We start from the raw sequence: 26420 nt of genomic DNA on the forward strand, positions 1-26420 counted from the left end.
CTATTTTTGTGTAAATCCTTTTTGAATGTCTTTTGTTAAAAATTGAGTTCGCTTTTTCCGTCCTTCTTTCGTCAAATGATACGGATGATCAAATATTAAATCGTCTGAAAAGATATAGGTTTCTGGTTGTCCAATCAATTTTAAACCACTGTTTTTGTAGAATTTTTTTAAATCTTTTGAAAAACGCTCGTCGTACTGTGATTGTGCGATGGAAGGATATGATATGTAAAAAATAGCACCATTACTTTCGGCTATTTTTTGCGCTTTGAGTAATGCATTTTTGAATTGATTGCTCAATTTATGATCATACTTATACTTTTCATAGCGTGTGATTGCTGATTTTTTCCAAGTTGCAGATTGCTCTAAATGTGTTACATAATCACCACGATTATCCGTTTTTAACATGATAGTTTTGTTAGAAACTAGATGTTTCAGGTTTTTGTAAAGCAACAGAATGTTTAGTTTTGGAACTTTCGTTAGAAAATTTATTTTTTGCTGAAAGTTCAGGTATTGAAAGGTTGATGGTTTGTTGTAAATACTCACGCAAAGCGCATCTGACATTGTGTTTTCATTGTTGATATAATATTGATCATATTCAGGAATGTACAAGAATGTGTCGTTTTTTTTAAGGCTTGAAGCGATATAATTCAACACATATTCATAGTCATGCGAGATTGAAAATGAAACATTGTACACTTCTTGCTGTAAATTTTTAGATAACAATTCTGAATCCAACGAATAGCCAACATTGGAACCGCCAGAAATTATTATTTTAGGCGTATGCACTTGATTTTCAATGAATGAAGTTCGATTGTTTTCAGTGACCAACCCAAAGCTTTCACGTTGTAAACTCACAAAAATTAGTGCGTTTACTACTATGAATACGATTCCGAATAGTGTTATTTTCTTTAAAAATTGTTTCATCTAAAATTGAAAATAAATAAAATCTACCACATTGTTTTTAGCACCGTAGAATAAAATCAGTTGTGTAATTCCGATATAATAGATCCATCTAAAATACGGATTTTGTAGTTGTAGCGTTTCTTTTGTACGTGTGACCCATTCGATGACTATGAATAGGATTAAAAGAATGAGAATTTCTAAATTCCAGCCATATGTGATTTTGTCTGTTGTCCATTCAAAAATATGTTGAAGGTATGTAAACGCTGCTTTTAAGTTTTCTGCTCTAAAAAATATCCAAGCAAACGTTACAATGATAAATGTACTTACCACTTGATAAAGCTCATATAATGAAGGAAATACATGGTTTTCTGCAACGGTGTTTGTGTTTGAACGGTTTTTGTTTAATAATAATAGTGGAATGAAAAATAGTGCATTTAATAATCCCCAAAAGATGAATGTCAAATTGGCACCATGCCAAAATCCGCTGACCAAAAATATGATAAATACGTTTCTAATTTTAATTCCTAAACTTCCTTTGCTTCCGCCAAGCGGAATGTACACATAATCGCGAAACCAAGTGGACAATGAAATGTGCCATCTGCGCCAAAATTCGGCAATGTCTCTTGAGAAATAGGGTTTTTTGAAGTTTGTCATTAAATCAAAACCGAACAATCGTGCAACGCCAATTGCAATGTCTGAATAACCGCTAAAGTCACCATATATTTGAAATGCAAAGAATATTGCCCCCAAAATTAGTGTGCTCGAATTGTAGTTTTCACTATTTTCAAAAATGATATTTACATAGGTTGCGCATGAATCTGCAATGACTACTTTTTTGAATAATCCCCACAATATAAGTTGAACTCCTGAAACTGCTTTTTCATAGGAAAAGGTCCGTTTTAATGAAAATTGTGGTAATAAGTTACTCGCACGTTCTATAGGTCCGGCAACTAATTGCGGAAAAAACGCTACGAATGCAGAGAATTTTATAATGTCCGTTTCTGGCTCAATTTTTCTACGATATACATCAATTGTATAGCTTAAGGTTTGAAACGTATAAAATGAAATTCCAACAGGTAAAATAATGCTTAGCGTACTTATATTAGCTCGTAAACCGATACTTTGCGAGAGATCAACCCAACTTTCTATGAAGAAATTGAAGTATTTGAAAAACCCTAATAATCCGAGATTTATTGCTAAACTTATGTATAAAAAATATTTTCGTTTGGAATCTGATGTTGCCTTATGCATTGCTTTCGCAACTGAGTAATCAACGATTGTACTGAAAATGATTAAGGATAAAAATCGCCAATCCCACCAACCATAAAACACATAACTTGCTCCAAGAATTAAGATATTTTGATATCTGAGCTGTTTTTGAAGCAAAAACCAATAGCAGCTAAATACTATTGGCAGAAATATGAGAAACGCTAATGAGTTGAATAACATTAGTACATAATCGTTTTGTGCGCAATTAGTTTTGTGTTTGCCAGTGCGTCTGCAATGCGTTTTCCAGAGTTTCCATCGCCGTAAATTTCTTCTGAAAGTCTTCCTTTTTTAGCAATTCGTTCGTGAATCGCTTCTTTTATTTGTTCAGTATCGTATGCGACATCTACTACATTTTTCCCACGTTTACGACGATTTTGACGTGTTCCAATATTTACTGTTGGTACACCAATAAAGGAACATTCGCGAATTCCGACACTAGAGTTTCCTATCAAACAATCGCTGTCTTTTAGCAAGTGCAAAAAGTCGTTTGGCTCCATGTTTTTGAAGAAACGAATGTTTTTTGGATCGTTTACTTCACGAAAATGACGAATTCCACTCGAAGTTCCATCCGAACCTGCATCTACGTTTGGCCAAAACCAAAAAGTTGGCATGTTTAGCTCATGAATCGCCTTTAACGTACATAATACGTCTTCTCTTGCCGATTTATAACGACTTGTCTCTGGATGTTGCATCACGACTAAATATCCGTTAGAAAGGTCTAAATCAGCTCCAACGCCACCATATTTTTCAATCGGATTGAAACTGTGATCTACAGCAGCTAATACTTCTTTGGCAATGTCAATAGACGGACATCCTGTGTTGATAACATAGTCTTCATCTTCTCCTAGCTTGATGACTCTTTCTTTTGCATCTTCCGAAGCAACCAAGTGTAAATCAGCTAATTTAGTATTTGCATGACGTACTTTTTCATCAATGTTTCCCGTCACTTCTCCACCTTGAATGTGAACTAATGGAATGTTTTGATATGCCGCCGCAATACTCGTTGCAATGGTTTCAAAACGATCTGCAATCGTAATGACCGCATCGGGTTTTAGATTGTAGAATACATTTGAAAGTTCCATGACGCCCAAACCAGTAGTTTTTGCCATTGCCATTGGGCTTTCGCCTTCTAATACCATGAACACTTTTTCATCGATCTTAAAACCATCTTTTTCGATGACATTGACAGCATTTCCGTAACGTCCAAGCAATGCCGAACCCGCCACAACTAACTGTAATTCGAGTTCTGGATGCTCTTGAATTGCTTTTAACGCAGTTTTTATTCTACTGTAAGATGGTCTTGCTGTAACGACAGCACATATTTTTCTTTTTTTCATCGTGTGCTTATTCTTCAATTTCTAATATTCCCCAAAAAGCACCTTTTCGTTGAAATTGCTCTTGATATTTATTTTCTAATTTGCTTAGAAAGTTTGGAATCACGGAGTAAAATACCATTTTCTCATTCCCAAATTGTATCATAGATGCTTTATCGTATAGATTATCTCGCAAGATAAAAAAGTTTACTTCTAATTGATCGCCCGTTGCGTTTGTAAATGTTCGTTCACAGTATAAGCCATTTTTAGTATAAAACAGCGGATCATTACTTGTATATCCTTTTTCAAAGAGTTTTGTGTACATCATGCAATGATCTGAACCTTGAAGAATTCGGACATTATTTTTTATAGCAAATTGAAAAGCGTCTTCTCTTTCTTGATTTATTTTTTCAACAATTGCATACCATTCTCCACCCAAAAGTACAGAAAAGAAACCACCTAACGGTCTTGGCCCTTCAGGTGTTGGAATTGCCAAACCACCATGCAGCGTGATTCCAATGTCTGAATTTGCTGTTTTTTTGTCTGAATTATTTTTGATTGAGAATGTAAAATCTGGTCCCCAAACTACGTTATTGTAATTCACTTTTACGCCTATTAGCCACGGAATAAAGATGACAATAAGTATCAATAAGCGAACACGTTTCGAACAATAATTCCATCCTGTAAGTACAATTAACAGAAAAGCAGGAAATACAAAAATCATTGTTTTAAATGTTCCAACCGCTGTTATTAGAATGGCAAAAGGCAAATATGTTAGCAACAGGGGCAATAAGAGCTTGCTTTCTTTTTTTATTGTTGCAACGATTCCTAGGATGAATAAAATGACACAAGCTGGCGTTAAGAATGTAAAATTATTGATGAATGCAGCTTTTATTTTTGTACTCGTACTGATTGGTTCCGCCATGTATGACCTCGCAAAAAGAAATGTGTCTTTGATGTCAATAATAGAATATCCTGAAATAGCGATAAAAGTCAGTATCGTAAGTATACAGCTTACGCCAAATATAATACTTGTTGCGTAAAACCTTTTATCAGTAAAGACGTTTTTATTTTCGATTTTGTTGACTTGACTGTAATGCAAGAACAATTCTGCTAGTAAAAAGAAAATAAAGAATCCGTTTACCCATCTAAATCCTGTTGCAATTCCGAATGCAATCGCTGTAAGTATTAAAAAATAGTTTTTTCCTTTCTTGAAATAGTGCAATAAACTGCAATAAGATAATAGTAAAAAGAAGAAAGAATGCATCGTTGGATTTATGTATAATCCTTCAAATAGTAATTCTGGTATCATGAAAGGAACTAACATTAAAAGAAAGAAAGTGCCTTTTAAATTGGTCTGTTTCGTTTTTACTAATACACAATATGACAATACTGACAACGAAGCCAACGTCATGATGAACGTGGAAAGCAACGCAAATTTTCGGTAAGCAACTTCACTTGCCAAACCAAAGAAACCAAGGTATGTATCAAATAGTGAATGATAAGATGAAAATGGTTTTTGCAGTGCCGCATCTCTTCCAAATAAGTGGTGTAAAATGATAGACGCATCGTCACCTTCTACATAGTTATAATTTAAAGAAGTAAAGAAAAGAATTGCAAATATGAATATATAATATACAGAAATAAGATAGTATATGTTTTTCTTTTTTGATGGGAATTTATACTTCATAGAAAGCATTGATATCTTTTATTATTTTTTCTACTTCTTCAATCGTTAGATCGTAATATAAAGGCAATCGTACGAGTTGATTTGAATATTTTTCAACATTTCCCAACGTTCTACCATCATGTTCATCTGCAAAGTAATTGCTTAGATGTAATGATTGGTAATGAAAAACTGCATGTACGTTGTGCTGTTTTAGGTGTTGAATGAGTTGTTTGCGCTCTTCTAAATTTTTACAAACCATATAAAACATGTGTCCATTAGAAACATGTTCTTCTAAGTTGAAGAATTGCAGATGTCCATTTTCTTCAAGCAATTGTAAACCTACGTAATATGCGTTCCAAATTTGTTTTCGTTTGGATTGAATTTTTTCTAAGTTTTCTAATTGTGCAAATAGAAACGCTGCGTTGAGTTCAGATGGCAAAAACGAAGAGCCAATGTCAACCCAACCATATTTGTCAATTTCGCCACGAAAAAAAGCAGCTCTGTTGGTTCCTTTTTCCCAAATGATTTCTGCGCGTTCTTTAAATTTTTCGTCATTAATCATCAACATGCCACCTTCGCCACATTGAATGTTTTTGGTTTCATGAAAGGAATATGTTCCCATGTGTCCAATACCTCCAAGTGCTTTTCCGTTGTAAAACGAATCAATCGCTTGTGCAGCATCTTCAATTACATATAGATTATTTGTATTTGCAATATTCATAATGTAGTCCATATTGCATGGAATTCCTGCATAATGTACAACGACAATTGCTTTTGTTTTTTCTGTGATTAACGCTTCTATTTTCGTTTCGTCAATGTTTGGATTACTGTCTTTACTATCAACAAATACAATTTTTGCGCCTCGTAATATAAATGCATTTGCAGTAGAAACAAAGGTAAACGCTGGCATGATGATTTCGTCACCTGGAACAATATTGAGCAATATTGCCGCCATTTCCAACGCATCTGTACATGAAGTGGTCAGCAAGCATTTTTTGAATCCGTAAGCGTTTTCAAAGAATTCTTGACATAGTTTGGTGTATTTTCCGTTTCCAGAAATTTTCCCACATTGAACCGCATCCGTAATGTATGAAAGCTCATTTCCTATGATGTATGGTTTGTTGAATGGTATCATTACAATTGTATATTTTTCAGAAGGAAAGGATTTCCCAAACCTTTTGTTTTTGCAGGTACTGTTTTTGTTATCGAACTTCCTATTCCTATCACAGAATCAGCGCCAATATTGACATCATTTGAAATTAGAGAACCTGTTCCGATAAAGGTACGTTCTTCAATAGAGACACGACCAGAAATTACAACGCCAGGCGAAATATAACAGCATTCTCCAATAGTTGTATCGTGTGAAATAGTGACTGAATTATTAATTAAAGCACCCGATTTTATAGTCACGCCGGCATCAATAGTACACATTGGATAAATAATTACACCTTGCTCAATAATTGCATCAGAAGCAACATAACTACTTGGATGCACAAATGTTAGCAACAGATTTTCTTGTTTTTTTATATGATTTTGAATTTCTTGTTTGAGTGCTAAATATTTATAACCTAAACCAATACAGACTAAATAATCGTGAGGTAATTTGCTTTTATATGCATCAAATTTATATGAATTGTCAGCGCTTTTCTGCGCTTGCACATCATCAAAAATTAGCGTTTCTGAAACCTTGATGTTTGCATTTTTTAGCAAATTTTCAACTTGCTTTCCCAAAACTCCATATCCTATGTATGCCAATTTGATAGTATTCATATGCTATTTCTTGATGGTATAATTTGGTCTCTTGGTCGTTTTCAAATTGATTCTGTATGTGTATTCGCCAATAATTCCTAAACCTAGTAAAAGAAAACTCACGCCAATTCCGACAGCGATAATTAAGGTTGGAAAACCTGCAATTAAATCATCATATATTAACTTCCGAACCACAATATACACACTGTAAATTAAAGTGATAAAAAATATCAAAATGGACGAATAGGATAAGATACGAATTGGAATGTTTGAAAATGTAAAGAGAATATTGATCGAATGTTCAACCAACTTTTTCGTTGTATACGAACTCTCGCCTGCAAATCGTTCTTTGTGCTCTACTCTAGTACTACCTACATTATTCGTAATCCAACTTAGATAACCGTCTAAAAATGTGTATGAATTTCGCATGCCAACCAATTGCAACGCAATGTCACGTTTAATTAATCGGAAAGCAGAATACTCTTTGTGTAAATTTTCAATAGCATAGGAAAGGACTTTTTTCAGAATTCTAGAAGTTATATTCCGAAATCGTGAATGCTCTAAGGATTCGTTCACACCATACACAACATCGTAATCTCCTTCTTTTTGCTTACTCAGCAAACGTTTGATGTCTTTTGGTTGATGTTGCAAATCTTCATCCATCGTAATAATCATTTCACCAGAACACGCCGTAAAACCTGCAATAATAGCATTATGCTGCCCGTAATTTCGAGTCAACTCTATCACTTTTATATGTTCAGGAAATGCTTCTTTTAGCTTTTTTAAGACAGTGAGTGAATTGTCAGGGCCGCAATCGTTTATAAAAATAATTTCATGTTTTAGCTGTTCTGCTTCACAAAATGTAACAATTTGTGAATGCAACGCTTCTAAGGTTTTTTCGCCATTATATACTGGCACAACAATCGATATGTCCATTTTAGAAACTTTTCATGAATTTATGAGCATTTGGGCCTTCATTGAATATTAAATCTAATATAGTTACACCATGTTCAAATGGCAAATATTTTTGATGGTATTCTGGATATCCTGAATAATCAACCCATTCTATTTTGATATTATGAGTTTCAAACAATTCAGTATCCATATAATTTTTAGCTTTCGGACCAGAAATATACGTTGTTGCATTTAGTTGTTGACAAATTTCGATCAATCGTTCATTTCTACTTCCTTTAAATTGCAAATCTTTACTTTGAATAATTTCAGTCTCAATATTCAATATTTTATTGATTGTTTTGATAAAAGAAATGTTTATTTCTGACAAATTTGTCGCTGAAACATCTAAATATAACTGTTCAAAAACTTCTTTATATGTATTAAAATATGGCGTTTTGTTATAATTCTGAACAATCGTTTTCCAGTGTTTCTTTCGCCATATCTGGTTAGAAACTTCCGTTTCGTTTATTTTTTGCCCAAATTTCCCGCTCATTTGTATTGGAATTGTGAGCCATTGTGTTCCATTTTGGGTTTTGATAATGTTTCTATTTCGCCAATCGTTTTTGGTATATTGCATTTCGTCATACACTACAAAAACATCGGAATTATTTATCATATCAAAATAACCCTTCCAAGGAATGTAGTTTGATTGTATAATGGCAACTTTTTTAGGCTTCATGAATATCTTCTTCATTTAAAAAATTCCACTGTTTCATAGATTTCACAAGCTTTTTACCAATAACTTCTTGAAATTTTGACGCTAGGATTCCGTAATTTTTTGGCTTTTTCGCTTCCAAATCATCAAACGTCAAGATATGTCCTTTTGGCAAGTCTTTATTAACCGCTAATGATTTTTCAAATATTTGTTTGAGTTCCGAAAATTGCGAATTGTCTTTTTTATCTATTGGATGATTCAACGCTTCATCAATGTTTCTGACTGCTTTTACTAATTGTGTCGTTTCTGGAAATGTTAAGGATGATTTTGCATCTGGACCGAACATTTCTTTGTCAAAAACCACATGAAATTCTAGAATTTCCGCACCTAAAGTCGCAGCAGCAATTCCCGCTTCGATTCCTGAAGAATGATCTGAAAAACCAATAGAAACCTGATATTTTTCTTTTAATTCTTGAATAACGTTTAACCCAAATTGCTTAGGCGCTGTCGGATATGACGTTGTGCACTGTAAGATGGAGAATTCGCAGTTTTTTCCTTTTAAGAACGCTACTGTTTCATCCAATTCAGCAAACGAACTCATTCCCGAAGAAATGATAATTGGTTTTTTGGTATTCGCGATTTTCTCCAATAATAGAAAATTATTGACTTCACCTGAACCTACTTTATACAGTTTTACGCCAACTTCTTCTAACAAATCCACTGCTGCATTGCTAAATGGCGACGAAATAAAATCGAGCCCTACTTCATCACAGTGTGCTTTGAGCCCTTTCCACTGCTCCAACGAAAATTCCATACGTTGCCAGTATTCGTAACGCGTTGCATCTTGTTTGGAGAATTTTACTCTGAAAGGTTCGTGCACGCTACTTTCCGCAGCAGCGATATGCGTTTGAAACTTGATTGCATCCGCGCCCGTTTTTGCCACAGCATCAATGTACGCATGCGCCATGCCGAGACTTCCGTCGTGTGCTTGTGCGATTTCTGCTATGATGTAGGTTTTTTTCATTTTTTCTCAGTTGTGTGTTGTGTGTTGTGTGTTGTGTGTTGTGTGTTGTGTGTTGTGTGTTGTGTGTTGTGTGTTGTGTGTTGAAAATGCTTAATTTTTAGTTGTTTTCCAATCTTTTTCTACATATTTGATGAAATTATATAGTTTTCCTCCTAATTGTTCATAATCAGATAGTAAAGTTGTCACTTCATCTATTTCGTATATTTCTTTTATCATTTGTAATTGCGAAATACATTCTAGTTATGATGCACTTTAATAGCCAAATCAAAAGCGACCTTATATGTATCTAAATCTTTATATGATTTTATCTGTTTATTAACTTAATACTGACAACCCAAAACTCATAACTCATAACTCATAACCGACAACTGACTCCACAAACTCCTTCAATTTCTCAACTTGTTGATCAACAGTGAAGTGGTTTTGAAACGTTTTTCGAGCATTATCGCCTATAAATATCAGCTTTTCTTGGTTTTTATACAAATCTAGTAATTGTGTTTTCATTTGGTTTAAATCGTCACTTAAAATACTGTTTTCATCATGAATGACTTCAGGATAACAACTTGCCGCCGCTTTTGTACACACTAATACTTGCGCGTAATTGAAAACCAACGGAATTCGTGTGCGCGTTCCGGTGTTGTATTCCCATGGAATGATGTGAATATCGTACGCTTTTAATTCCGGTTGCAAATCTTCCACAAAACCTACACAGTTAATTTGCGGATCTTTTAATCGTTTTTTTAAGGAATCGGAAGCATATTTCAAGTTTCCGATTACTTTTAGTTCTATTGTTGGAATTTTTTGTTTTAAATCGTCCCAACATACTTCTAAGAAACGTTCCAAACCAATTCTGTTTGCCGTAGTTCCCATGCCGCCTAAATGCACAATTGACGGAGTTTCTGAATCATTTGGAGTTATTGTTACTTCTTGGTATGTCAACGGAATGTATAATGCTTTTGGATTTCCGTACGCTTTGATTTCTTCCGTTTCCGTGAACGAAGCTGAAATACAGGCAGCAACATTTTTAACTAAGTCCAACTCTACTCTTTTCTTTTGCTTGAGGTGGAATTTTTCCAGCAATGATAAACTACTTTTTAATTTTCTCAGTTTGAATTCCCAATCGTGATGTGCGTAAACAATCGGAACTGTTAGGTTTGAATACTGCGCTAAAATTGCGGTCCAACGCCATTCTGCCCAAACGAGATTTATTTTATGTTTAGAAATATATTCTTTTAAAAGATTTTCATTTTGAGAATTTACAAAGAAATATTCAAATTTTTCAGGAGCTGAAATCGCCGTTTTGATTCGATTCACAATTCCTTTTGGATGAATTTGCGCTACTTGAAAGTGATTGATTTCACTGTAAAATCCTTTTATTTCTTGAATATACTCAGAATTTACTTTTGATGAGATTTCTCCATTTGGCTTGTCGCTAAAATCTACCAATAACACATGCACCTTATACCCAAGTTTCGCCAATAATTCCAAGTGACTGAAATATACCGAAGCGCCACCATTCGCGTTTGGTGAAATTTTGGTGTTATTTACAAGGAAGATAATATTCATCTACATGAAGTATTTATTGAGAAAACCGAGTCCATTTGCCATGAAAATACGTCCAATTTTTGATTTTATGGCAACCATTTTCGGACTTCCCCATTTTTTATGAAAAATGATGTGACCTTCCAAGAGTTTTTTACGTACCAACATCCAACGATTTTGTTCCGTAAATATATATCTTGGGATGTCCTTTTCAGGAATTTCTACATCGTCAAAAAAAGCACTTTTCTTCTGTGTTAGCTCTTTGGAAACTTTACTTTCTAAGTGTGAAACCTCAGACGCAGCCACAACGACATGCTTTTTATTGTATTTCTGAAGCATCAAACTGTATTCATCATCTGCATAGAAAAAACTGAACCGCTCATCTAATAAACCCGTTTTTTTAAATAGTTTTTTTTCAGCAATGATACACCAACCAACTATATGACGGCGAACTTTATATCCAAATAGATACGGTGCTTCTTTGAAGAAACTTTTAGGTGTAAATTTAGAATCATAATCTACAGGGCAAAACGATTCTACCTTTGGATGTTTCTTTTTTACGTTTAGAATTTCCGTGAACCAATTCTTTTTAAAGATTAAATCGTTATTGAATAAACCAACAAATTCGCCTGTTGACGCTTTAATTCCAATGTTTAAAAAGGCATGAAAGTTAAAATTTTCTTTTGGAATGATGACTTTTACATAGTCAGGAAATTGAAACGCTGAATCGTGAATTTGCTTGTTACTTTCTATCAATAAAACCTCAAATTCAACATTTGTATTGTCTTTTTCCGCTTTTATCATTGTTTCAATACAATGAAGCGTCATATCGAAAATCGACTGACTTTTTGTATTGGATAATATGATGGCTGAAAATAGCATGTTATTTTTTTACACAGCGAAATACGTACTGAAATGTAAAGAAGTTTTTGAACAATCCAAGTTTTTTGAAGATTCTCGGAATGATTGGAAATCCACCTTTGTACGCTCTAAAACGTGTTACACGCGTTAATTCTTCAATTTCCATTCCTGCCTGATCGACTAATTCTTCTATGTTTTTCAGCGTAAACCAACGCATGTGTGTTTTATCGTATAATCCGCTTGGTTCGTACGGGAATTTCCCTTTGAATGCTAAGTGAATTAAGGTTTCTAAGTGTTGTACATTTGGCAATGAAATGATCATTTTTCCAGACGATTTTAACGATTTTTCCAAAGATGACAGTGCATGCCACGGATCAATTAGATGCTCTAATACATCGCCCAAAATGATATAATCGAATTCTTGACCTTTCAAGCTTTCCAACAATGCTTCGTCTTCAATACTTTTTTCAATGACTTGCGTGATATTTTGTTTGGCATTTACAACCGATTCTTTGTGTGTTTCTATACCAATAACTTCGGTTGCCATTCCTTGATCGAGCAGCCATTTTCCATTGATTCCATTAGAACAACCAACATCCAAGACTTTGAGGTTTTCACCTTCAATCAATGCAATGATATCTTTTCGAAGTTTTATATATGCTTGATTCATTCGTAGGTTATTTAGAGTCTAAAGGTTCTTTTTTTATGTTCCACGCTAACATTGGACGCATGATACCAGGCCATTTTCCTGCATAAGGTCCACGAACACCATCGCCTGTTGTATCATCAAATACTTCAAAACTTAATAAATTATCTTCAATGGCGTGAATGATTTCTGGATTGTAATTTCCAACCGCAATTAATAGATTGAATTGTCCTTCTGCTAATAAATGACGTGGAATTTTACAGGTAGCCGTCACAATTCCTTTTTCTTTGTTGTGAAAGTCTAACCAATCTGGCGCATTGAATTCATTGGACGCAAATAAACGTTGTCCGCGTTCGTTTACGACATGAATTATTGCAGTATTGTTGTATTCTGTGTTTAAATCCCAATAGGAAACTTCTACATAAATATCATCCCGAACACTGAAACGATTGCATAAATCACCTTTTTCATTGCGAACTGCCGCCGATTTTAATCGACCAAAGTCGTTTCCTGGTGCAGTATCCATATCTTCCCATTCACAATATGGTTTTGTATCTAATCCTTGATTTAGGTATGCTTGAATCGCTTTTTCCGTATCGCCATCAAATAGTACTTCTCCATCTGACAATACAACTGTACGTTGTGTTAGTTTTTGAATAGCATCCATATCGTGACTTACAAATAAAACCGTACGTCCTTCACCTTTGGCAATGTCTTGCATTTTTCCAATGGCTTTTTTCTGAAATTCTGCATCACCAACTGCCAATACTTCATCAACCACTAATATTTCAGGTTCTAAATGTGCAGCTACGGCAAATGCTAAACGTACTTTCATTCCAGAAGAATATCGTTTTACAGGTGTATTTACATACCGTTGCACACCCGCAAATTCTACTATTTCGTCAAATTTTGTTTTGATTTCGGCTTTGGTCATTCCCAAAATAGCGCCGTTTAGGAAGATGTTTTCTTTTCCAGTTAATTCTGGATGAAATCCGGTTCCAACTTCTAATAAGGAAGCTATTCTACCTTTGGAACGAATGATTCCCGTTGTTGGCATCGTTACTTTGGATAGAATTTTTAGCAAGGTAGATTTCCCTGCACCATTTTTTCCAATGATACCTAGTACTTCTCCGCTACGCACTTCAAAATTTACATCTTTGATTGCCCAAACATAGTCCGTTTTTCCAAGGGAAGCACGTTTGTTGCGCTCACCTATACGTAAATATGGATCTTCTTTTCCACGAATTTTATGCCACCAACGATTCAAATCGTGACTGATGGTTCCTGTTCCAATAACACCTAAACGATATTGTTTGGATAGATTTTCTACGCGTAATATGACTTCTTTTTCCTCCATTATACCGTATCTATAAAATTACGTTCTGTTCTATTGAATATAATGAGTCCGAAAAGAAAGATAACGAAAGCCACCACTAACATCGCTAGAATGTTAACTGACGAAAAATCGTTTGTTGGATCTTTCATGTATGCGCCCGAAAAAACCATGTATCGAAACGATTCTATTACATGTGCTAACGGATTGTATTCTACCAACCAAGAAACATAACTTGGTAATTTATCTTTTACAATTGCAATTGGATACATTACTGCCGAAATGTACATGAATAGTTGAATTCCAAATTGTACTAAGAATGTTAAATCGCGATATTTTGTCACCATGGAGGAAATAATCATTCCGAAACCTAAGCCCAACATTCCCATGATGAGAATGATCACTGGTGTCCACAGAATGTATATTGAAACCGTTCCTGCATCGCCACTTAATGAAAAGTATACATAGAAAGCAATAAATATTAGTAATTGTATTGCTAGTTTTAATAAGTTGGAAACCGTAATTGATAACGGCATGATAACTCTTGGAAAGTAAACTTTCCCAAAGATGTTTTCGTTCTTTTTAAAGGTATCTGAAGTCGCTTTGAGACATTCTGCAAAGTAATTCCAAATGGTAATTCCCGCAAGGTTAAACAAAAAAGCATTTACACTTCCTGTGCTAATGTCTGCAATTCCGTTAAATACGAGCGTAAATATAACCGACGTTAGTAATGGTTGAATTAAATACCACAATGGTCCTAAAACCGTTTGTTTGTATAGTGTGACCACATCACGACGTACAAAAAGCATCAGTAAATCTCGGTATTGCCAAATTTCTTTGAATTTGAAATCTAGGAGATTGCTTTTTGAAGATATTTCAAATAACCATGTATTATTTTTTTGGGGCTTGTCCAAATTGGGTTGTTTTAGGTTACCAAATATTTTCTAAATCTTTTTTGGTGTAGGTATGATTACGTTCTACAAATGTGGTTTTAGAGCTTTGCTTGAGTTGTAATGCGTTTTTTGAGAATATTCTTGACAGTATTCCAAATGGTGTCAGAAAGATAAAAAACACAACTGATAGGATAATTTTTGTATTGACCCAACCTAAAACCATGGCAATTTTTTCCCAAATCCAAACCACTAATCGTTCTAATGGTGGGAAAAAAGAAGCTGTACCAATTCCTAACGCAACATAACGTACATATTTTGCAGCATCAATTTTTAAATAGTAAAACTCTAGCACGGCTGAGATTATTAAAAACCCAGCAATAATAACCAATAATACTTTTGAATTATCCTCTTTTTTCATTTGATATTTTTTATTTTATGAATTAAGCCAAATGGAATTCGCCAATAATCAAATCGGTTGGCACCAACTGATTACTAAGGCTCATTTCATATACTAGAATAATGTGTAAATAAATGGTGCTACGGCAGATCCACCTGCTAATACTAAGATGACACCTAATAGTAGTAATACGATAATCATTGGCAAAAGCCAGAATTTTTTTCGTTCTTTTAAGAAATTAAACATGTCCTTCAAAAACTCCATAATCTATTTATTTTTGTCTTTTATAAATTTCGCTAGTTCGTCGCCCATTTTTTTGCTTCCCTCAGGATTAAAATGGCAATCATCATACAAATACGTGCTTGTTTTTGGAATGATGGAATCTGTTTTGAATACCCGAATATTGAATTGTTTCCCTTGATTCACCGTAATTGCATTGATGCTATCTACTTTTTGTTGCAGTTTCTTCGCATTGTATCGAATACCGCCACGGGACGTCATCCAATGCCAGTTTTTCAATGCTTCTTCTTCCGTATCCCAAGTCACTACTTGCGTCGCAAATATAAGCTTTATATCATTTGCTTGACAAATACCGATCAACGATTTTAATTTATTACTGTAATTTCCATAATCGGTTTCAGGTAGCTGATTTTCAACAGGTCGCGCTTGTGTTTTGGTTACTTTTTTTCGATAGTTCGATTGAATTTCTATCGTTTCCAACGCTTCATCTTTACTTTTGAACGCGTAGTATAAACGTCGTGGAATTTGAAATTCATACATAAAAACACCCAACATGTTTCCAAAACTGACTTCAGCGTCTTCTTTTTTCGTTACATTGAATTTGAGTGGATTTTTGTCTAACATTAAACGTGTCACATCATTTATTCCACAGAAAACAATGACTTCATCAGGTTGCAAGTGAATGATTCGGTGTGACAACATTGCCAAATGATCTTGAATGTTATCGCCTGATTTTCCTGCGTTGTATACTTTTACTATTGTAGAATCATTTTCACGATTCAGGTTTTCTTGTAATACATGCGTCCAAACGTCTGTGTCGTCAATGTATAAACTTTCCGTAGAACTTCCGCCAATAGCGAAAATTCTGTATTCATTGTTTGGTTTCGGCACGATGAGTTCATCACCACGAAAACCATAGTTATTGATTGTAAAGTTGGTTGTTTCTTTATAAGTATCAAATCCTAATAAACCATCTTCCGTAGCAAATTGCAATGCTAAATTTTGATCGAACTGCGATTCAATATATTGGTTTCCAACTGTTGGAAAGAACATGTTTTTCTTCGCATTCTCGTACGGATCAGGCACAGGAAAAAACTGCAAAATCACTTCAACTAGCACTAAAAGCACTAATAGTATAATTAGGTTATATTTTATTGTTTTCCACACAATAATTAGTCTAATAAAAATTCTTCTTTCCAATCATCCGCATCTTGCCAACTTGGTTGATTTTCTTTTTTGTAAACATGGTTTCCAATGACTAAATAGTCCATTTCCGTTCGCATAAAACAACGATATGCATCATCTGGTGAACAAACAATCGGTTCTCCACGCACATTAAAACTTGTGTTAACCACAACGCCAACACCCGTAATTTTCTTGAATTCATTGATCAATTCCCAATATTCAGCATTCGTATCTTTGTGAACCGTTTGAATTCTTCCAGAGAAATCAATATGCGTAATTGCTGGCAATGAAGAACGTTCTACATATAGTTTATCACGAATTGGCAACTCGTTATAGTTTGCTGGAACTTCATGCTTTATTTTTGGGTGAATTTTATGCACCAATAACATGTATGGCGAAATTCCTTCGTAATCGAAAAATTCGTTTACATCTTCTGCCAAAACTGAAGGCGCAAACGGTCGGAACGATTCTCTATATTTTATTTTTAGGTTGAGTTTTTTCTGCATTTCAGGATTTCGTGCGTCACCTAAGATACTTCTTCGACCCAATGCACGTGGACCAAATTCCATACGTCCTTGCATCCAACCAATGGCGTTTCCTTCTGAAATGTATGTTGCAACATCTTTTGTTAATTCATTAAAATCTGAATAATGTGTTGCTACTGCACTGTATTTCCTGTTGATATTTTCTACATCTAAGTCTGAGTATTCAGGACCTAAATACGAACCTTGCATTGCATCTGTTGGTACAATTTCACGTTCTTGTTCAAAGTATAGATGATACGCCGTTAATGCAGCTCCTAATGCGCCTCCAGCATCTCCAGCCGCTGGCTGAATGAATATTTCTTTGAATATGTTTTCGTTTTGTAATTTTCCGTTTGCAACACAGTTTAGTGCAACTCCACCAGCCATACATAAATAATCGGCTCCTGTGATTTCTTTGGCGTGTTTTGCAAGTTTGATGATGATTTCTTCCGTAACTTCCTGAATTGCCAAACCGAGATCGGAATGTTGTTGTTCAAATTCAGATTCTGAGGTTCTTCGTGGGAAACCGAACAATGCTTCCCATTTGTCATCATACACCATGCGTAAACCTACCGCATAGTTGAAATATTTTTGATCTAACCAAATGGAACCGTCATCATTTATTTTGATGAGTTTCGTTTTGATGATTTCTTTGAATTTACGAACACGTTCCGAATCTGGATTCCCGTAAGGTGCCAACCCCATGAGTTTGTATTCACCTGAGTTTACTTTGAATCCTAAGAAATATGTGAATGCAGAATACAATAATCCAACAGAATGTGGAAATTGCAATTCTTTGAGCATTTTAATGTTTTTTCCTTCTCCAACACTAATGGAAGCGGTTGCCCACTCGCCTACACCATCTAAGGTTAAGATTGCTGCTTTTTCGTAAGGCGACGGATAAAATGCACTTGCCGCGTGTGATAAGTGATGCTCTGGAAAGAGTAATTTTAGTTTTTTCTTGTCAAACGATTGTACTTCTTTGAGTTCATCTTTGATCAATTTTTTTAGGAACATTTTCTCCTTCAACCACACCGGAATTGCTGTGATGAATGACGCTACACCTTTCGGCGAGAAGCCATAATAGGTTTCTAGTAAACGTTCAAATTTTAATAATGGTTTGTCATAAAAGACAACCGCATCTAGTTGATCTATTGTTTTACCAGCATGTTCCAAACAATACGAAACGGCATTCGTAGGAAACGCTGGATCGTGTTTTTTTCGTGTAAAACGTTCTTCTTGTGCTGCTGCTATTACTTTTCCATCTTGGACGATAGCTGCGGCAGAATCGTGGTAAAATGCGGATATTCCTAATATCGTCATAATCGCTTTGTTCTGAAATACTTTTTAGAGCATTTCATAGTTTGGGGATGTTTAGTTTTTATTTTTTCGGAAAAGACTTTTTAGTCTCGACAATACTGTTTTTTGTTCGTCTTCATGATAGCCATTTCCATAACTTCCATAGCCATAACCGTAGCCATAACCGTATCCATAACCATAACCATATTTCGCTTTTTGGCGGTAATCATTGAATACAAGACTTATATTTTTCACTTCTCCTTTTTTATATTTATCATTGATGATATTCAACATTGCCTTTTTTGTATAATCTTGTCGAATCATATATATAGTAGCATCAACGTGATCTATGAGGTCTAATGCATCCGCAACCAAACCTACTGGCGGCGTATCTAAAATGATATAATCGTACCGTTGTTTAAGTTCCCCAATAAATTCGTCTAATTGCTGACTGATTAATAATTCTGAAGGATTTGGCGGAATTGGTCCAGACGTAATAATATCTAAATTTTCATATTTTGTTGGTTGAATTACTTCATCTAATGTTTTTTGTCCGATCAAATAATTTACTGTACCAAATTCGTTGGTAATCCCAAAATCACCAAAAATTTTAGGTTTACGCAAATCTAATCCTACTAAAATTGTCTTTTTTCCTGTTAATGATAATACAGATGCTACATTGATAGAGCAAAATGTTTTTCCTTCTCCACTAACTGAAGAAGTGACCATTACAGTTTTTGTTTTGTTTTTATCTATATTTTTGTAAATGTATTGCAAGCTTGATCGAATTCCACGGAATGATTCTGCTACCGAAGATTTAGGATTTTCAAATACCGCCAAATTTGTTTCAGCTCTACTACGACTGACAATTCCCAAAATAGGAATGTTAGATAAGTTTTTTATATCATCTGGCGTATTGATATTATTGTCTAAAATAGTGACTAGAAATACAAATGCCATCGGAATTAATAGTCCAAGAAATAGTGCAACGGAATAGTTTTTTTGAGTGTTTGGCATAATTGATCCTTGCCCTAAATCTTTAGCACTGTCAATAACTTTTACATCCGAAACATTGGCTGCTTTTACAATTCCTGCTTCGTTTTTCTTTTCCAATAATAATGTATATGAAGCTTCACTTAATTTATAACTACGTTCAATATTGAACAATTGTTGTTCTTCTTCTGGAAGCTTTCTAAATTCGGCATTTGCTCTTGCAGTTCTAGTATTGACATTAGAAATATCAATATCTATAGATGAACGTGCAGATTTTACACTTTCAAGCAATACGCTCTTTGTGGATTGTATGTCTTGATCTATTTCTTTAAAGAAAACATCATTTTTGACGGTTTCTCCTAGTTTGGCACGTTTAATTGATAATCCAACGATTTTAGATACATTGTTCACAATATTTGCATCTTCAATTCCAGAAGAAGCTGGCGCTGGCAACGATCTGAAATCTGTACTATTGATTAAATAATCTTCTAGTAATTTGTAGTATTGAAGCTTCAGCATGTAATCATTCTTCTCAATACTATATTTATTCAGCTTAGCAAAAACTTCTTCTCCTTTTAAGGATGGATTGAATACTTTGTTATCCTGTTTGTATTTTTTTAATTTTAATTCGTCTTTTCGCAAAGAATCTTCTACACCAGTAATCATTTTATCAATGAACGCAAGCGTATTGGTTGCAAATTGATTCTTTTCTTCAAGTTGTTTTTCTTTTAAAATTTCTGAAGTAACATTCAAATAATCCGCTAAAATAGCTCTATTCGGACCTGTTAAACTTAGCACCAACATAGAAGCTCCTTGTACTTTTAAGTTGACTGCGATAGCTCTGTATTTGGAAATTTCAGAATTTAAGCTTGTAAATACAACAAAATATTCTTTTCCAACCTCAATGTTTGTATTTCTTCGTGGCGTGAGTGCAAATTTATAGTAATCTGTAGCCGCTTCTTCATCTATAACAAAATCATCAGAAAACACTTCTTCTTTAGGAATAATGCCAACAGCTTTATTCAATTTATAATTTATACTGGAAAAACTTTCTGCATTGGTAAAGTCGATAGTTGTTGTATATTTTTGGTCACCAGTAAATACAATTTTTATAGGCGTATTGAGGATTTGCGGATGATTTTCATCCAAACTGACTATAAATGGCGCATTTGTGTGAATGTCTTCTAAACGATATTCGCCTTGTTTTTTATAATGAATATACGATTCTAAAACACGTACCACATTTTCGTTATGTCCTCTAGATTTTAAAATTGTTTTGATGGTTTCTACTTTGTCACTCGCACCGCCCCAATTGAACGTTAGGTTCATACTCGACGAAAAGAAAGGGTTTTGTTCTTCTTTTATAGAAATTAAGCTTTCTACTCTATAAATTCGTTCCAATTGCTTGTTATAAAAATACGTAGCAACGAAAGCTATTCCTAATGTAATCACAAACAAATACCAATAATTTAGCGCTCGAAAAGCAAGTGCCTTGATATCGAAGGAATTTTGTGATTTTAATTCTTCAAATTCTTCTTCCATATCACTATAAATTTCTAGATAGTACTATTACACTTGTTACCAATGATAATACCGTAACAATTGTTGTTATAGATTGTATAAGCGTTGTTCCTGTTCCTAAAGATTTTTGTTTTAATGGCTTTACATAAATCATATCATTAGGTTTTATGTAATAATATGGAGAGTTAAATGCTTCAATACTTGTGAGATCAATATGATGTATTTTTTGTCCTTGAGGATATTGACGAATGATCAATACATCTTTTCTATTTCCAACCGTAGTAATATCTCCTGAACTTGCCAATGCTTCAATAATATTTACACGATCTTGGTATAGAACATAGATTCCTGTGTTACCAACTTCTCCCGTAACTGTAAATCGTAATCCTGCTAATTTTACCACAACAAAAAGGTCCGCTTCTTCTTTGAAATAATCTTCTAACAACTTTTTCTTGATTGCTTCTTCTATCTCAGTCAACGTATAAGCGAGGACATTCATCTTTCCAAGCGTAGGAATTTCAATATTTCCGTGCTTACTTACCGTAAATCCATTAAAATATAAACTTTGCTCGGAAGTTCCATTGTTAGAACCATCTTCGCTCGCTACTGGTTGAAACATCGCTACCAATTTTTGATCAGACGATTTAATCATTATGGATAGCAAATCACTAATTTGAACTCTATAAGGTTTTTCGTTTAATTTTATATTCTGAGCAAGTAACTCATCTCCGTTACCTTTATCACCAAAATAAGTCAAATCTTTATTGGAAACACAAGAAGTTAGCAAAAAGAATGTAACTAAAATAGATATTGAGGCTTTCAATTTCATTAATAAATTCTATTAGTTTAATTAGCAAATATAAGTTTTACACAGTAATAATAAAATTCTATGCGACTTATATGATCTTTTTATTTTTAATTTGCAAAAAATATATATAAAGTGAATTACTTATCTGTTGAAAATATCTCCAAGTCATTTGGAGAACGCGTATTGTTTAATGACATTTCTTTTGGAATTAATAAAGATCAAAAAGTTGCTTTTATTGCCAAGAATGGTACTGGAAAAACTTCTTTATTAAATATCATTACAGGACATGCAGAAGCAGATAGCGGGCAAATTGTGACTCGAAAAGGAATTCATGTAGCATTTCTTTCTCAAAAAGAAAATTTAGATCCAAAACTTACGGTTGAAGAAACCATTTTTGCCTCTGATAATCCTGTGTTGGACATTATTGCCAATTACGAAAAAGCATTGCTCAATCCGGATGATGCAGAAGCGTATCAACATGCATTTGAAAAGATGGACGCGCACAATGCTTGGGATTTTGAAACGCAATACAAGCAAATTTTATTCAAGCTTAAGCTAGAAGATTTATCGCAAAAAGTGAGTAATCTTTCTGGTGGACAGAAAAAACGATTGGGTTTAGCGACAGTTTTAATCAACAGACCCGATTTGTTAATTTTGGATGAACCAACAAACCATCTAGATTTAGAGATGATTGAATGGTTAGAAGAATATTTCAAAAAGGAAAACATTACACTTTTCATGGTGACGCACGATCGTTACTTTTTAGAAAGAGTTTGTAATGAAATTGTAGAATTGGAAGATGGTCAATTATACAGCTACAAAGGAAGTTATTCGTATTATTTAGAGAAAAAAGAAGCGCGCATTGCTTCAGAGCAAGCTTCGGTAGAAAAAGCCAAGAATTTATATAAAAAAGAACTGAATTGGATGCGTCGTCAGCCAAAAGCACGAACGACGAAATCAAAATCGAGAATTGACGATTTTTACGATATCAAAGAAAGAGCGCACAAACGTCGTAACGACCACGAAGTGCAATTGGAAATTAATATGGAACGCGTTGGAAGTAAAATTCTGGAACTCCATAATATTTCTAAATCCTTTGAAGATAAAGTATTAATGGACAAGTTTGAATACGTCTTTAAAAAAGGAGAACGTATTGGTATCATTGGGAAAAACGGAACTGGAAAGTCTACGTTTTTGAATATGATTACTGGAAACTTAGACACAGATGCTGGAAAAGTGGTGGTTGGTGAAACGACGAAATTTGGCTATTACACACAAAGTGGAATCAATCCGAAAAAAGGTCAAAAAGTAATTGACATTATTAAAGAGTTTGGAGAATACATTCCGTTGAAAAAAGGAAAGTTAATTTCGGCAGCGCAATTGCTAGAACGCTTCATGTTTAGTAGAAAACGTCAATATGATTTTGTTGAGAAATTATCTGGTGGCGAACTAAAACGTTTGTATTTATGTACTGTTTTGATTCAAAATCCTAATTTTTTAATTCTCGATGAACCGACAAACGATTTAGATATTGTTACGCTCAATGTGTTGGAAAGTTTTCTGCTCGATTTCCCTGGTTGTTTACTCGTGGTTTCTCACGATAGATATTTCATGGACAAAATTGTAGATCACTTATTTATTTTTAGAGGAGACGGCGTTATTGAAGATTTCCCTGGAAACTACACCGATTTTAGAGTGTATGAAGATAGTGTGGTGCCTGAATCTAAAAGTAAAAATGCAGGAGAAAAGAAAGAAAAGCAATCGTGGCGACAAGATGATGGAAATCAGAAATTGACGCACAACGAACAAAAAGAATACAAACGTTTGGAAAAAGACATTCAGCGTTTGGAAGAGCAAAAAGAAACGATAGAACAACTTTTTGTGACAAGTGAATTGTCGCAGGAAGAAATTCAAGAGAAATCAATAGAATTGCAGAAAATCATCAAAGAATCGGAAGAAAAAACGGAACGTTGGTTTGAATTGGCTGCAAAAATGGAAGCATAACTATGTGGTATCAAATCTTTGCATATTTCAGATTTTTGATAAAATCCACCAATCAACATGGTGTGCATTCGCCTTTTGTGTATGATTTGATTACGAAATGTTTTTACGATAAAGAATCAAAAGAAATGTATCAAACCATTTCAAAGTATCGAAACGATGTATTAAACGATCACACAGAAATTGAAGTCAAAGATTTTGGTGCTGGAAGCAGAGTCTTTTCATCTAATAAACGGAAAGTTTCCGCCATCGCGAAAAATGCTGGAATTACACTAAAACGTGGCAAACTGTTAGCGCGACTTGTCTCCTACTTTAGGATAAAAAATAGTTTAGAACTCGGAACTTCTTTAGGAATGGCAACGATTGCAATGAAAGAAGCAACCAAAGTTACTACTTTAGAAGGTTGTCCTGAAACGGCAGCAATCGCGCAGAAGCAATTTAAAAAATATAAGTTGACGAATGTAACTGTTTATGTTGACGAATTTTCAACTTTGCTAGCAAAACTCACAAATACGAGCTATGACTTGGTTTACATTGACGGAAACCATCAAAAAGAAGCAACAGTTCGTTATTTTGAACAATTATTGACAACGGCAAACAACGATTCGCTATTTATTTTTGATGATATTCATTGGAGTCAAGAAATGTCGGAAGCGTGGGAAATCATTAAAAACCATCCGAAAGTTACGGTCACTATTGACACCTTTTTTTGGGGATTTGTATTTTTTCGTCAAGAACAAGTAAAAGAACATTTTATTGTACGTTTGTAATTGTATGCTACTACTCGTTATAAAATCCATACTATTATTATGCTCGCTTTTGGGAAGCATGTTGTTTATGCAGCGTAAATTTAAAATTTATGCTGGCTTCACGCCTATTCTTACGTTTTGCAGTATTGGCATTTTATTGACAATTGCAATGATGTTTAATATCTTGCAAATAGTCGCGTATCTTTTATATGTGTTAGGTTTTGTGAGTTTTGGGTATTACACGTTTCACTATTTTAAAAGTAACCGAACTGAAGTTTTACTAGAATTTCCGTTGCGTTTGTTTATTGTCCTTTTCGGGATAAGTCTCTTGGCTTATGGAAATTCGTATTTTTCCGCTTGGGACGAGTTTAGTTTTTGGGCAGTTGCGCTAAAAGAATTGGTCATTACTGATCAGATTTATGGCTTGAATTTTACTGATTTCCCAGAATATCCGCGAATTACAACACTAATTCAATACTATTTTAATAAAACAATTGCTGGTAATTTGCATGAAGGCATCAGTATTTCGGCGCATGTTATTTTTTCGTTGGCTTTTATCCCAATGATTTGCTACAAACGTCAAAAAATGTATCTCAATATAATCTTGACAACTATTATGCTTTTTGTGGCGTATCAAGTATTATGTACGCCTATTTATTTTCTGTACGCAGATAATACAATAGCAATGCTTTTAGGAAGTAGTTTGGCAATCTATTTTTTGCTTGAAGATAAAAATAAGGCATTATTGCTAACAGCAGTTTTACTTGCCGCATTGACACTCACAAAACCGATCGGAATATTATTTAGCGTAATTGGTTTAGGTTGTATTGGTCTAAATTATCTCTTTACGAGTAACATTCGTGAGCAATTTCTACAAAAAATAAAACCTTTAGTATTGGCGGGATTGATTGTTTTTGGCTGTTTTGGAAGTTGGAAAGCATACATTTCTATTAAAAATGCAGAACCAATTTCAAAAACGACTTCTCAAATTACTTTGGAAAATATTATGAATCCTCCAGCACATTATGATGGTATTCGAGATTCGTTTGTAAATGCTTTTTTCTTTGGTGAACAAGAAATTGGAAGTGCTGTATTAAAACCTGCAACACTTCAAAAAGACCTAAAAAAGTACACAGGAATCAACCTTTCATTTCTGCAAGATGCTTCAAATATAAACATTAGCGCACTTTTTATCATTGCGTTACTCGCAAGTATTGTGTTGTTTCATCGCAAGCGGATTTTATCATATTTCCCGAAAAAATATAGTTTCATAATATTACTAACAACCATGTTATTTGCCATTATTGGCTATGCAATTTTATTACTATTCATTTATGCTTTTGTATTTTATGAAATCACGCAAAAAGAAGCAGGAGAATTGGCTAGTTATTATCGTTACATGGGAAGTTTGCTCTTAGCGTTCTTTTTCTTTTTAAGCATTTTAACTCATAATTCTAAAAGAAGGTACACATATTACGCAATTGCGGTTTTAGTATTTTTTATGATGGTTTTACCGCGTTCTTTCTTTTCTAATTTAGTACAATCTACGCCAAGTGAAAGTGTGAAAAGTAGAATTAGTATTGGCAAACAAATTGCACCATTCATCAGCAAAGAAAAAATTCAAAACATTGCGTATATCACGTATGATAATATAGAAGATATTTCGCTGTATCATTTAAAATATGAAGCGTTACCAGTACAAACAAACAGTGAGCCTTTTACCTTTAAGCAATTAACAACTTTGCATACTATTGACGAATTAAAGTCAAAACTAGCAACATACGACGCAATCGTTATCAAAAAAATAAACGCAGAAGAAATACAAAATTACTTAACAACACACGGTTTTACGCAAAAAATATATGTGTTAGACTAAACAATATACAAAGAGA

The 26420-nt window shown here is 34.1% G+C and carries 24 protein-coding genes; 3 read left to right on the top strand and 21 right to left on the bottom strand.

Features of this window, described 5'->3' with window-relative positions; all coding sequences use genetic code 11:
* The 21 genes from H2O64_RS10665 to H2O64_RS10760 all read right to left on the bottom strand — a co-directional run bounded on the left by H2O64_RS10665 (window position 1) and on the right by H2O64_RS10760 (window position 21799).
* Entirely contained in the window at window positions 1-924 is a 924-nt protein-coding gene (locus tag H2O64_RS10665; protein WP_187562180.1) for a hypothetical protein, read from the bottom strand.
* Entirely contained in the window at window positions 925-2352 is a 1428-nt protein-coding gene (locus tag H2O64_RS10670; protein ID WP_187562181.1) for an MBOAT family O-acyltransferase, read from the bottom strand.
* Window positions 2352-3509: a UDP-N-acetylglucosamine 2-epimerase gene (gene neuC, locus H2O64_RS10675; RefSeq protein WP_187562182.1), complete on the bottom strand. Its 1158-nt coding sequence runs from the start codon at window positions 3507-3509 to the stop codon at window positions 2352-2354. The genes H2O64_RS10670 and neuC overlap by 1 nt, the downstream gene beginning before the upstream one ends.
* A gap of 7 nt (window positions 3510-3516) precedes the next feature.
* Window positions 3517-5175, bottom strand: a complete 1659-nt coding sequence (locus H2O64_RS10680) for a hypothetical protein (RefSeq protein ID WP_187562183.1) — start codon at window positions 5173-5175, stop codon at window positions 3517-3519.
* A complete protein-coding gene (gene rffA / locus H2O64_RS10685) occupies window positions 5165-6289 on the bottom strand; it encodes a dTDP-4-amino-4,6-dideoxygalactose transaminase (RefSeq protein ID WP_187562184.1) in 1125 nt (374 codons plus the stop codon). Before rffA ends, H2O64_RS10680 begins: the two co-directional genes overlap by 11 nt.
* Entirely contained in the window at window positions 6289-6924 is a 636-nt protein-coding gene (locus tag H2O64_RS10690; protein ID WP_187562185.1) for an acetyltransferase, read from the bottom strand. Before H2O64_RS10690 ends, rffA begins: the two co-directional genes overlap by 1 nt.
* A 3-nt stretch (window positions 6925-6927) precedes the next feature.
* Window positions 6928-7839: a glycosyltransferase family 2 protein gene (locus H2O64_RS10695; RefSeq protein ID WP_187562186.1), complete on the bottom strand. Its 912-nt coding sequence runs from the start codon at window positions 7837-7839 to the stop codon at window positions 6928-6930.
* 1 nt (window position 7840) lies between these two features.
* Entirely contained in the window at window positions 7841-8536 is a 696-nt protein-coding gene (locus H2O64_RS10700) for a WbqC family protein (protein WP_187562187.1), read from the bottom strand.
* Window positions 8526-9536, bottom strand: coding sequence for an N-acetylneuraminate synthase family protein (locus H2O64_RS10705; protein ID WP_187562188.1), 1011 nt, complete (start codon window positions 9534-9536; stop codon window positions 8526-8528). The genes H2O64_RS10700 and H2O64_RS10705 overlap by 11 nt, the downstream gene beginning before the upstream one ends.
* Before the next feature lie 90 nt (window positions 9537-9626).
* Window positions 9627-9752, bottom strand: coding sequence for a hypothetical protein (locus H2O64_RS24205; RefSeq protein WP_262890642.1), 126 nt, complete (start codon window positions 9750-9752; stop codon window positions 9627-9629).
* Window positions 9753-9884: 132 nt separating this feature from the next.
* The gene (locus tag H2O64_RS10710; protein WP_187562189.1) at window positions 9885-11102 is read right to left on the bottom strand and encodes a glycosyltransferase; all 1218 of its coding nucleotides are present in this window, start codon (window positions 11100-11102) and stop codon (window positions 9885-9887) included.
* Complete coding sequence (locus H2O64_RS10715) at window positions 11103-11882, bottom strand: glycosyltransferase family 2 protein (protein WP_187562190.1); 780 nt, start codon at window positions 11880-11882, stop codon at window positions 11103-11105. It abuts the gene before it with no gap.
* Between the two features lie 79 nt (window positions 11883-11961).
* Entirely contained in the window at window positions 11962-12609 is a 648-nt protein-coding gene (locus H2O64_RS10720) for a class I SAM-dependent methyltransferase (RefSeq protein WP_187562191.1), read from the bottom strand.
* 7 nt (window positions 12610-12616) lie between these two features.
* Entirely contained in the window at window positions 12617-13942 is a 1326-nt protein-coding gene (locus H2O64_RS10725; RefSeq protein WP_187562192.1) for an ABC transporter ATP-binding protein, read from the bottom strand.
* The gene (locus tag H2O64_RS10730) at window positions 13942-14832 is read right to left on the bottom strand and encodes an ABC transporter permease (protein WP_187562193.1); all 891 of its coding nucleotides are present in this window, start codon (window positions 14830-14832) and stop codon (window positions 13942-13944) included. Before H2O64_RS10730 ends, H2O64_RS10725 begins: the two co-directional genes overlap by 1 nt.
* Before the next feature lie 16 nt (window positions 14833-14848).
* Window positions 14849-15229, bottom strand: coding sequence for a hypothetical protein (locus tag H2O64_RS10735; protein WP_187562194.1), 381 nt, complete (start codon window positions 15227-15229; stop codon window positions 14849-14851).
* 93 nt (window positions 15230-15322) lie between these two features.
* The gene (locus H2O64_RS10740; RefSeq protein WP_187562195.1) at window positions 15323-15472 is read right to left on the bottom strand and encodes a DUF5989 family protein; all 150 of its coding nucleotides are present in this window, start codon (window positions 15470-15472) and stop codon (window positions 15323-15325) included.
* A gap of 3 nt (window positions 15473-15475) precedes the next feature.
* Window positions 15476-16615: an SGNH/GDSL hydrolase family protein gene (locus tag H2O64_RS10745; RefSeq protein WP_187562196.1), complete on the bottom strand. Its 1140-nt coding sequence runs from the start codon at window positions 16613-16615 to the stop codon at window positions 15476-15478.
* 5 nt (window positions 16616-16620) lie between these two features.
* Window positions 16621-18480, bottom strand: coding sequence for a carbamoyltransferase family protein (locus tag H2O64_RS10750; RefSeq protein WP_187562197.1), 1860 nt, complete (start codon window positions 18478-18480; stop codon window positions 16621-16623).
* Window positions 18481-18531: 51 nt separating this feature from the next.
* Window positions 18532-20991 (bottom strand): exopolysaccharide transport family protein, encoded by a 2460-nt coding sequence (locus tag H2O64_RS10755; RefSeq protein WP_187562198.1) that lies wholly within the window; start codon window positions 20989-20991, stop codon window positions 18532-18534.
* A 4-nt stretch (window positions 20992-20995) separates the two neighbouring features.
* Complete coding sequence (locus tag H2O64_RS10760; RefSeq protein WP_187562199.1) at window positions 20996-21799, bottom strand: polysaccharide biosynthesis/export family protein; 804 nt, start codon at window positions 21797-21799, stop codon at window positions 20996-20998.
* Window positions 21800-21910: 111 nt separating this feature from the next.
* Between H2O64_RS10760 and H2O64_RS10765 the strand changes: the two genes are divergently transcribed.
* The 3 genes from H2O64_RS10765 to H2O64_RS10775 all read left to right on the top strand — a co-directional run bounded on the left by H2O64_RS10765 (window position 21911) and on the right by H2O64_RS10775 (window position 26404).
* Window positions 21911-23782: an ABC-F family ATP-binding cassette domain-containing protein gene (locus H2O64_RS10765; RefSeq protein WP_187562200.1), complete on the top strand. Its 1872-nt coding sequence runs from the start codon at window positions 21911-21913 to the stop codon at window positions 23780-23782.
* 2 nt (window positions 23783-23784) lie between these two features.
* The gene (locus tag H2O64_RS10770; protein ID WP_187562201.1) at window positions 23785-24549 is read left to right on the top strand and encodes an O-methyltransferase; all 765 of its coding nucleotides are present in this window, start codon (window positions 23785-23787) and stop codon (window positions 24547-24549) included.
* A gap of 67 nt (window positions 24550-24616) precedes the next feature.
* Entirely contained in the window at window positions 24617-26404 is a 1788-nt protein-coding gene (locus H2O64_RS10775) for a hypothetical protein (protein ID WP_187562202.1), read from the top strand.
* The last annotated feature ends 16 nt before the right edge of the window (window positions 26405-26420 follow it).

The sequence above is a fragment of the Kordia aestuariivivens genome, from assembly GCF_014397005.1.
Taxonomy (GTDB): domain Bacteria; phylum Bacteroidota; class Bacteroidia; order Flavobacteriales; family Flavobacteriaceae; genus Kordia; species Kordia aestuariivivens.

Bases quoted from the DNA above. Each gene is read 5' to 3' on its own strand.
- H2O64_RS10665 (WP_187562180.1), bottom strand. From the start codon at position 924: ATGAAACAATTTTTAAAGAAAATAACACTATTCGGAATCGTATTCATA.
- H2O64_RS10670 (WP_187562181.1), bottom strand. From the start codon at position 2,352: ATGTTATTCAACTCATTAGCGTTTCTCATATTTCTGCCAATAGTATTT.
- neuC (WP_187562182.1), bottom strand. From the start codon at position 3,509: ATGAAAAAAAGAAAAATATGTGCTGTCGTTACAGCAAGACCATCTTAC.
- H2O64_RS10680 (WP_187562183.1), bottom strand. From the start codon at position 5,175: ATGAAGTATAAATTCCCATCAAAAAAGAAAAACATATACTATCTTATT.
- rffA (WP_187562184.1), bottom strand. From the start codon at position 6,289: ATGATACCATTCAACAAACCATACATCATAGGAAATGAGCTTTCATAC.
- H2O64_RS10690 (WP_187562185.1), bottom strand. From the start codon at position 6,924: ATGAATACTATCAAATTGGCATACATAGGATATGGAGTTTTGGGAAAG.
- H2O64_RS10695 (WP_187562186.1), bottom strand. From the start codon at position 7,839: ATGGACATATCGATTGTTGTGCCAGTATATAATGGCGAAAAAACCTTA.
- H2O64_RS10700 (WP_187562187.1), bottom strand. From the start codon at position 8,536: ATGAAGCCTAAAAAAGTTGCCATTATACAATCAAACTACATTCCTTGG.
- H2O64_RS10705 (WP_187562188.1), bottom strand. From the start codon at position 9,536: ATGAAAAAAACCTACATCATAGCAGAAATCGCACAAGCACACGACGGA.
- H2O64_RS24205 (WP_262890642.1), bottom strand. From the start codon at position 9,752: ATGATAAAAGAAATATACGAAATAGATGAAGTGACAACTTTACTATCT.
- H2O64_RS10710 (WP_187562189.1), bottom strand. From the start codon at position 11,102: ATGAATATTATCTTCCTTGTAAATAACACCAAAATTTCACCAAACGCG.
- H2O64_RS10715 (WP_187562190.1), bottom strand. From the start codon at position 11,882: ATGATAAAAGCGGAAAAAGACAATACAAATGTTGAATTTGAGGTTTTA.
- H2O64_RS10720 (WP_187562191.1), bottom strand. From the start codon at position 12,609: ATGAATCAAGCATATATAAAACTTCGAAAAGATATCATTGCATTGATT.
- H2O64_RS10725 (WP_187562192.1), bottom strand. From the start codon at position 13,942: ATGGAGGAAAAAGAAGTCATATTACGCGTAGAAAATCTATCCAAACAA.
- H2O64_RS10735 (WP_187562194.1), bottom strand. From the start codon at position 15,229: ATGAAAAAAGAGGATAATTCAAAAGTATTATTGGTTATTATTGCTGGG.
- H2O64_RS10740 (WP_187562195.1), bottom strand. From the start codon at position 15,472: ATGGAGTTTTTGAAGGACATGTTTAATTTCTTAAAAGAACGAAAAAAA.
- H2O64_RS10750 (WP_187562197.1), bottom strand. From the start codon at position 18,480: ATGACGATATTAGGAATATCCGCATTTTACCACGATTCTGCCGCAGCT.
- H2O64_RS10755 (WP_187562198.1), bottom strand. From the start codon at position 20,991: ATGGAAGAAGAATTTGAAGAATTAAAATCACAAAATTCCTTCGATATC.
- H2O64_RS10760 (WP_187562199.1), bottom strand. From the start codon at position 21,799: ATGAAATTGAAAGCCTCAATATCTATTTTAGTTACATTCTTTTTGCTA.
- H2O64_RS10770 (WP_187562201.1), top strand. From the start codon at position 23,785: ATGTGGTATCAAATCTTTGCATATTTCAGATTTTTGATAAAATCCACC.
- H2O64_RS10775 (WP_187562202.1), top strand. From the start codon at position 24,617: ATGCAGCGTAAATTTAAAATTTATGCTGGCTTCACGCCTATTCTTACG.